Annotated in this window: 6 protein-coding genes and 1 pseudogene; 5 read left to right on the top strand and 2 right to left on the bottom strand. The window is 64.0% G+C overall.

Annotated features, from left to right (window positions below; genetic code table 11):
* Window positions 1–337: phosphomethylpyrimidine synthase ThiC (locus tag ACY693_RS14095; RefSeq protein ID WP_462322457.1), on the top strand; the 337-nt coding region annotated here is incomplete at its 5' end.
* 181 nt (window positions 338–518) lie between these two features.
* On the opposite strand, the gene bfr (ACY693_RS14090) is transcribed toward ACY693_RS14095, so the two are convergent.
* Window positions 519–1,016 (bottom strand): bacterioferritin, encoded by a 498-nt coding sequence (gene bfr, locus ACY693_RS14090; RefSeq protein WP_462322456.1) that lies wholly within the window; start codon window positions 1,014–1,016, stop codon window positions 519–521.
* A 2-nt stretch (window positions 1,017–1,018) separates the two neighbouring features.
* A complete protein-coding gene (gene bfr, locus ACY693_RS14085) occupies window positions 1,019–1,492 on the bottom strand; it encodes a bacterioferritin (protein ID WP_462322455.1) in 474 nt (157 codons plus the stop codon).
* Between the two features lie 254 nt (window positions 1,493–1,746).
* Between bfr (ACY693_RS14085) and ACY693_RS14080 the strand changes: the two genes are divergently transcribed.
* The 4 genes and pseudogenes from ACY693_RS14080 to ACY693_RS14065 all read left to right on the top strand — a co-directional run.
* Window positions 1,747–1,953, top strand: coding sequence for a (2Fe-2S)-binding protein (locus ACY693_RS14080; RefSeq protein ID WP_462322454.1), 207 nt, complete (start codon window positions 1,747–1,749; stop codon window positions 1,951–1,953).
* 263 nt (window positions 1,954–2,216) lie between these two features.
* A complete protein-coding gene (locus ACY693_RS14075) occupies window positions 2,217–2,354 on the top strand; it encodes a hypothetical protein (RefSeq protein WP_462322453.1) in 138 nt (45 codons plus the stop codon).
* A gap of 134 nt (window positions 2,355–2,488) precedes the next feature.
* Complete coding sequence (locus tag ACY693_RS14070; protein ID WP_462322452.1) at window positions 2,489–3,985, top strand: efflux RND transporter periplasmic adaptor subunit; 1,497 nt, start codon at window positions 2,489–2,491, stop codon at window positions 3,983–3,985.
* Window positions 3,982–5,538: pseudogene (locus ACY693_RS14065) on the top strand (efflux RND transporter permease subunit); the annotation flags it as partial. The gene ACY693_RS14070 and the pseudogene ACY693_RS14065, both read left to right, overlap by 4 nt.
* Window positions 5,539–5,778: the final 240 nt, after the last annotated feature.

Raw genomic sequence — 5,778 nt, 5'->3', positions numbered from 1 at the left:
CGATCTGGCCAAGGGCCATCCGGCGGCCCAGCTGCGCGACAACATGCTGTCCAAGGCACGCTTCGAGTTCCGCTGGGAGGACCAATTTAACCTCGGTCTTGATCCCGATCGGGCGCGCGAGTTTCATGACGCGACCCTGCCCAAGGAATCGGCCAAGGTCGCGCATTTTTGCTCCATGTGCGGTCCGCAGTTCTGCTCGATGAAGATCACCCAGGACGTGCGCGACTATGCCAAGGCCCATCAGCTTGATGACGCCGAGCAGGCCATCGAGGTCGGGATGCAGGAGAAGGCCGAGGAGTTTCTTACGCAGGGGGCTTCGATCTATCGGGAGGTGTGACCGGCAGGCTGGAGGCAAGTTGCGATGGCTGCGGCGAGGCTCTGCGGTTACGACCGGACACACCCGCCTTGTACCAAAGGATGCCGCCTTATCGCGGAGCACGCCACGACCGAGCTCTCAGCCGCCCCCCGTCAACCAGGTGTTCCAGGCAACACTCGGCCTCAGAGGGCGCAAGGGGTGGCTATCCGTCGGCGGCGGGCTGCGTTCCTTTGCCCATTTGGGACTGCGCGTAGTTCTGAATACCCATGAGCCGGATACGGTTAAGCTGCTGCTCCAGCCACCAGGCGTGGTCCATCTCCGTGTCATGCAACAGCTGTAGCAGGATGTCGCGGGTGTCGTAGTCCTGTTCGGCCTCACAGACGGCCATGGCCTCTTTCAAGGCGGCGGCAACGCTGTATTCGACATTCAGGTCCAGCTTCAGCATCTCCTCAACGTCACGACCGATGTTGACCTTGTCCATGCTGTTGTAGTCCGGCTCCGCCTCGAGGAACAGCATCCGCTCGATGAGCTTATCCGCGTGTTCGGCCTCCTCGACGAGCTCGTGCTCCATGTGCTCCGCGAGCCTATGCAGGCCCCAGTCGTGCAGCTTGCGCGCGTGGCCGAGATATTGGTGGCGAGCGGCGAGCTCGCAGTTGAGCAGGCTTTGCAGGTGTTCGACGACCTTTGGGCTACCTTTCATCGCTAGTCATTCCCCATCATAGACTGCAGATAGTTCTCGAGACCGGTGTTGGCGATCAGCCATTGCTGAGACTCCACCCAGTCGATGTGCTCTTCGATCTCCTCCAGAATTTCGGTCAGCTCGTCGCGGCTCACGTAGTCTTTATGATCCTCGCAGAGCTTGATCGCGCTAACCACACGCGCGCGTATGGTGCTCAGCATGGACATGTCGCCGGCGAGGACCTCCGGCACATCTTCACCGATCATCAGCTTGCCGAGGTCTTGCAGGTTCGGCAGACCTTCCAAGAACAGGATGCGCTCAATGAGGTCGTCGGCCATCTTCATGGCCTGAATGGAGCGCTTGTACTCGTAGTGGTTAAACGCGTGCAGACCCCAGTTCTTGGTCATACGCGCGTGGAGGAACAGCTGGTTGATTGCGGTGAGCTGGTCCTTGAGGCAGTCGTTCAGGGCCAGTATCACCGGGTTATCGCCTTGCACAGAGCGTCTCCGTAAAGGTTGTGGTTTGTTGTACTGTGCTTGACCACACGTCGGTGAGGACGGACTGGACGATGAGACCGGGGTCGGCTACGCCACTCAGGTTCGATGACGGTGTTCAAGTGGGCACCGATCTCATCGCTGCCCGTGCACTGTTGAGCGTGGGTGAGGGAACAAGAGTAAGAAAAATTATTGCGAATCGCTCTCGTTAACGCTATGCTAAGTGAACATTGAGTCGAACAGAAGGTGAACGCCCCATGTATGTCTGTGTGTGCAACAAGGTCACAGATCGACAGATACACGAAGCCTGTAACGATGGAGCGTACTCCCTCGAGTGTCTTAAGGACCGGTTGAAGGTTGCCACCTGCTGCGGACGATGTGCCGAATGCGCTCAGGGCCTGCTCAGCAACTTGGTGACCGTCGACTTCAACCTACGGCCTTGGGAAAGTGCTGCGGCCGCATAGGGGTAACCACCTCGGTTTCAGCGACTACTCCAATCGGCCGGATCTCGATCACTTCGCCGGCGAATGGGGTCACGCGGTAACAGGCGAGCGTTAACTTGACCGAAGTTGCCTTCAGCAAGGCGTATATCTTCGCTGCTCTTCACTTCCATTTAGATCCTGCTCGTCGCTTTTCCAAGCCTGCTGTCACGCTGAGCTACGTCGTGGTCGACGATCGCATGATAGAACATGCCTGTGACTGAAAAGCCTCGCGCTCACACGGGCCCATGAACACCGCTATCACCGCCGAGGCCATGGTGGCCGAGGCGCCGAAGGACGAAGAGGCGCCGCCGATGCCGGCTGGCGCCATCGGCGATATGGATTTCTCAGCGGCTGTAGCTACGGCGTGCGGGCTTAGGCCCTAAAGCACCGGCGTGCGAGCTCCGCAAGCTCCCCGAGCGCCTGATTGAACGCCCGTCTGCTGCGGGCGTGCGCCGTTTTTCGGTAAGATGACTGCCCCCGACCGACCCTCTCGGTCTTTCTGCAGCGGATTCCGGTTATGCCCGATGCCAAGGGCCAGCGCTGGCGACGCTGGCTGATCCTTCCGCCGATCCTGCTCGGAGCCGCGGTGTTGGTCTGGATGGCGCGCAGCCAGGAGGCTCCGGTGACAGCTACCCCGGACGAGCTTGCTTGGACGGTTCGCGTCTTGGAGGCGCGGGAGATCGCGCTGACGCCCAAGGCGGTCGGCTACGGACCCGTGGAGCCGGCCCAGATCTGGGATGCGGTCGCGCAAGTGGCGGGCCGCGTCGTCTCGGTGCATCCGCAGCTGCATGATGGCGAGATCCTGGAAACGGCCACTGAGCTGCTGCGCATCGATCCGGCCGACTACGAGCTTTCGCTGGCCGAGGCCCGCGCTCAGCTCGCCGAGCTGGCGGTCGAGCAGTCGAACGCCGAGGCCTCGCTGGCCATCGAGGAGCGCGGGCTGCGGCTGGCCGAGGAGGAGCTACAGCGTCTGCGGACATTGGCCGAGCGCGGCACCGCGTCGCAAAGCGATGTCGATCAGGCCGAGCGCACCGCGCTGAATCTTCGCACTGCGGTGCAGAGCCTGCGGAATCAGCTGACACTGATCCCTGCGCAGCGCGAGGTGCTGCAATCGCGCGTGCAGCGGGCCGAGCTCGACCTGGAGCGGACCCGGATCACAGCGCCGTTCGATCTTCGCGTCGCCAATCTGACGATCGAGGCCGATCAGTACGTCGGCGTCGGTCAGACCCTATTCGAGGGCGATTCGGTCAATCGCGTCGAGATCCAGGCGCAGGTGCCGATGGCGTCGCTGCGTCGGTTGTTCATCGCCCGCGGTCCGATCGATCTGGAGCCCGCCCGGCTGACCGCCGAGCTTCCCCGTCGGATCGGGCTCAGGGCGACGGTGCGCCTTGACCTCGGCGATCATATCGCCGAGTGGCCGGCCGAGTTCGTGCGCTTCGACGACGCGATCGACCCTGATACGCGGACCATGGGTGTGGTGGTCGCCGTCGACCGGCCGTTCGACCAGGTCATCCCTGGCGAGCGTCCGCCGCTGTCGAAAGGGATGTTCGTTCAGGTCGAGCTGCGCGCGAGCAGTCAGCGGCCGATGATCGTGCTGCCGCGCGCAGCGGTTCGTGATGGGCTGGTGTTCGTCGTCGATGCGGACCAGCGCCTCGAGCGCCGTCCAGTCGAGATCGCCTTTGCCCAGGATGGCGTCGCCGCCATTGCCGCAGGCGTCGATGCCGGCGAGCAGATCGTGCTCAGTGATCTGGTGCCGGCGGTCAGCGGGATGCGCTTGCAGCCCGAGCGCGACGCGCAGATGGCCGAGCGGCTCGCCACGCTCGATGCATCGAGCACCAAGGGTGCCGAGGCAATGCGCAGCGGCGAAGCGGCCTCGGAGCATGCTGAATCCGGTCGCGCCTCGGCCGCTGAAGCCTCTGTGCCAGAGGCTGACGGCGCCGCGAGCAGCGAGTATCGGGAAGCGGAAGGTACTGAATCGCCGCAGGTCAAGGCGGCTCCGTCGAGCAGCCCATGATCGCCTGGTTTGTGCGCCATCCAACCGCGGCCAATCTGATGATGGCCGCGATCATGATCCTGGGCCTGGTCTCGCTGCCGGGCCTGCAGCGCGAGACCTTTCCCGAGATCCAGCCCGACGAGGTCCAGATCCGCGTCGTCTACCGCGGTGCGACCCCGGCCGAGGTCGAGGATGCGATCTGCCGACGGCTGGAAGAGGCGCGCGAGGGCATCACCGATCTCGCGGAGATCCGCTGCGAGTCGCGCGAGGGCGTTGGCACCGCGGTCGCAGTGATGCGCGAGGGCGCCGACATGTTGCGCTTCCTCAACGATGTGAAGTCCGATGTCGACGCCATCGATGAGTTTCCGGATCAGGCCGAGCCGCCGGTGGTGACCGAACTCGGGCGCACCGAGCAGGTGATCTCGATCGCGGTGACCGGCCCGGAAGATCCGGTCGTGCTCAAGGCCTATGCCGAGACCCTGAAGAACCGATTGAAGCGATTGTCCGGTGTCGCCGAGGTCAGCATCAACGGCTTCTCGGATCATCAGCTGCGCATCGAGATCCCAGCCTGGCGCCTGCGCCAGTATGATCTCTCGGCCCAGGACATCGCCAATGCCGTCGGCCGGCGCAGCATCAGCACCCCGGCGGGTCGGCTCGACGGGCCGCAGGAGGAGTTGCTGCTGCGCTTCGACGACGAGCGCCAGAGCGTGGCCGAGCTGCGCGATCTGGTGGTGATCTCCGGGGCATCTGGAGCAGCGATTCGGCTCGGCGAGATCGCGAGCATCAGCAACCGCTTCGAGGACCCCGAGGAGCAGGTGCGCTTCAACGGCGAGCGCGCCGCGATCCTCGAGGTGGCCAAGACCCGCGACCAGGACATCCTCGAGGTCCTGGCCGCGGTCGAGTCCTTCGTCGCGACGGAGCGCGCCATCGCGCCCGAGGGCGTGCAGCTGACGCTGACCCAGGATCGCGCCTCGATCGTCGCCGATCGCCTCAACATGCTGATGCGCAACGGCGCTCAGGGGCTGTTGTTGGTGTTCCTGGTGCTCTGGCTGTTCTTCGGCTGGCGCTACAGCTTCTGGGTGACCCTGGGTCTGCCGGTGGCCTTTCTCGGGGCGCTGTTTGTGCTGCCGGCGGTCGGCATCACGCTGAACATGATCTCGATGGTCGGGCTGCTGATCGGCGTCGGGCTGCTGATGGACGACGCCATCGTGATCGCCGAGAACATCGCCGCGCGCCTAGCCAAGGGCGACGGCCCCGCCGATGCGGCGATCAACGGCGCGCGTGAGGTGCTGCCGGGCGTGCTGTCGTCGTTCGCGACCACGCTGATGGTGTTCGGCTCGCTCGCGTTCATCAGCGGCGAGATCGGCCAGATCCTGCGGGTGATGCCGATCGTGCTGATCCTGGTGATCTCAGTCAGCCTGGTCGAGGCGTTTTGGATCCTGCCGCACCATCTCAGCCATGCGCTCGCGCACCAGGTCGGGCGTCCGCCGTCGCGCTTGCGCCAGCGCTTTGAGGGCGCCTTCGATCGGCTCCGTGAGCGGGGCTTCGGTCCGCTGCTCGACCGCGCCATCGCGTATCGCTATCTGACCCTCGGCCTGGCGCTGATGCTGATCATTCTGGCGATCGCGATGCCGGTCGGGGGCAAGCTCAAGTTCGTTGGCTTTCCAGAGCTCGACGGCGATGTGCTCGAGGCGCGCATCTGTCATGCGGAACACCGGTGCGGACATGCTGATTGCAGCGACCGCAACCCCAGACTTGTCGAGGATCGGAACCGCGACGCAGCGTGTACCCTCGATGATCTCCTCGTCGTCGCG

This window comes from Halochromatium sp. (genome assembly GCF_054919635.1).
This window is presented reverse-complemented; position numbering and strand designations above follow the sequence as displayed.